This window comes from Oceanobacillus indicireducens, assembly GCF_014647195.1.
Taxonomy (GTDB): Bacteria; Bacillota; Bacilli; order Bacillales; family Amphibacillaceae; genus Oceanobacillus; species Oceanobacillus indicireducens.
Genome location: NZ_BMOS01000072.1, coordinates 1 through 1,843, shown reverse-complemented (window position 1 = coordinate 1,843; position 1,843 = coordinate 1). Strand labels below are relative to the sequence as shown.

At 40.7% G+C, this 1,843-nt stretch carries 2 protein-coding genes; both read right to left on the bottom strand.

Going from position 1 to position 1,843, the window contains the following annotated elements:
- Positions 1-609, bottom strand: a 609-nt coding sequence (locus IEX94_RS19430; protein ID WP_188859901.1) for an ATP-binding protein, incomplete at its 3' end; no start/stop codon positions are given.
- Positions 609-1,843, bottom strand: a 1,235-nt coding sequence (gene istA, locus IEX94_RS19425; RefSeq protein WP_188859899.1) for an IS21 family transposase, incomplete at its 5' end; no start/stop codon positions are given. The genes istA and IEX94_RS19430, both read right to left, overlap by 1 nt.

Here is a 1,843-nt window from a genome sequence, read left to right as displayed (position 1 = left end):
AAAGACATGGTTCCACTGTCCGAATTGAAGATTGGTAGTAATGATAATGCTCCGTTTTTCATAACACATAGATATCACTTGAAACAGTAGTTCTGCACCTTGCTTATGCAATGGAATATAGCCTAGCTCATCTAATATTAATAGATCAAGCTTATCTATTCTGTTAAACAGCCTGGTCAACGTACCTTTTTCATTCGCTTCCAACAGCTCATTTGCCAATGAAGCAACGGTATAGAACTTCACTCGCTTGCCATACTTCTGTATGGCATTGATTCCTATGAGCGTAGAGAGGTAGGTTTTACCTGCACCTACTCCACCATAAAAAATCATATTTTCCTTTGCCTCGATAAATTCTCCTTCTAATACCGATTCTTGACTTAACCCCTGACCCAATTGAATATCTGTCCAATCAAAAGGATTGCCAGACACGTTCGGCAGCGTTGCCGTTTTGAATAATAGGTTTATCTTACGCTCCTCACGCTGTTCCACTTCCTTTTCAAAAAGTGTTAATAAGTATTGTTGAGGATCTTCTATGTTCACCGTATGGAAATTCTCACGAATCCAGCTGAGTTTTAATCGCTTTGCGTACTCCTGAATCATTTCATGCATTATGCCTGCCTCCTTTCAGAGGAAAAGAAGACATCATATTTCTTAATCCCTCGCTCAGCGACTGGCATGACTGGGATGCTAGGCTTCATCTCCAACGTATCACGATAACCTCGCCCGTGAATAAGTTGATGGAAAGCCTGTTTGATTGATTCGGAAGATGGATGGCTCCTTTTAGAAGCTATCTCCAACGCTTCTGTTGCCTTTTCTAAACTATGTTCTTTCAGTAATGTTGATAATAGTTTGAGAGCTTCTTTCTTCTCCTCAACGGTGCATTCATTCAAATAGCTTCGCCAGCGTTCCGGTAATTGGCCATAGAACGTCGTATATTTCAAAGCTGTTGGCCTTGTGGCCATAAGAGATAGGTAGGGTTGCCATACCATTGATTTTGATGCATTTCCGTAGATTCGGTTATGTCTTACAATTTTTTCGTATCTATCCGAAAGGATAGTAACTTGATCATATGTGATTGCCACCAAGACTTTTTGTTTTGCGTAACGTGGGGAAGTGGAGTATTTTTTTGTATCCACTTGGACAAACCCATATTTATCAGCTTTCAAAGTTTCATAGCGTACACAACTATACTCCTTGGCCGGTAAGTGTAAAAATGCATGCTTATCTTCTTCGAACAATTTACTGATTTCTTCCTTTTTCTCATAATGTTGGCGATGACGATCTTTTTCAGCTTCTCCCCACAACTTGGTATTGAATTCGTCTAATTGAAATACTCTTCGTTCTGGTAAAAAGAAATTATTACGAACATACTTAACCATTGCTTCCACATGACCTTTTTCATTCCCTGAACCTGGATTACAAAATTCATATTCGAAACCGTAGTGTAAGACAACCCTTTCAAATCCCTCCGTCAGTTCACGTCTTCCATGAGGAAGAATCTTTTTCACCGCAGGTGATAAGTTATCAAAACGAACTCTTCTAGGTTCTCCCCCAAGGTGATGAAAGAATCGTTTCATGCCTTCCAAGAAACAGTCTTGATTCTGGGACTCAAACACCTGAACCAGAAATGCATTACTGTACGGGAAAGACATAACCAGATACGGAAGTTCTATGACTTCTCCCTCTACCTTAAACGGCGCCTCCCCAAAGTCTACCTGGGCATCCCCTGGACTTGCTTCTAACGGAAGAGCTGCCTCATCGTTTGCTTCCATCTCTTCAAGTAATTCTATTTTCCGCTTAGAGACATATGCTCTCACCGTTCGGTCTGAACCTTTAAATCCAC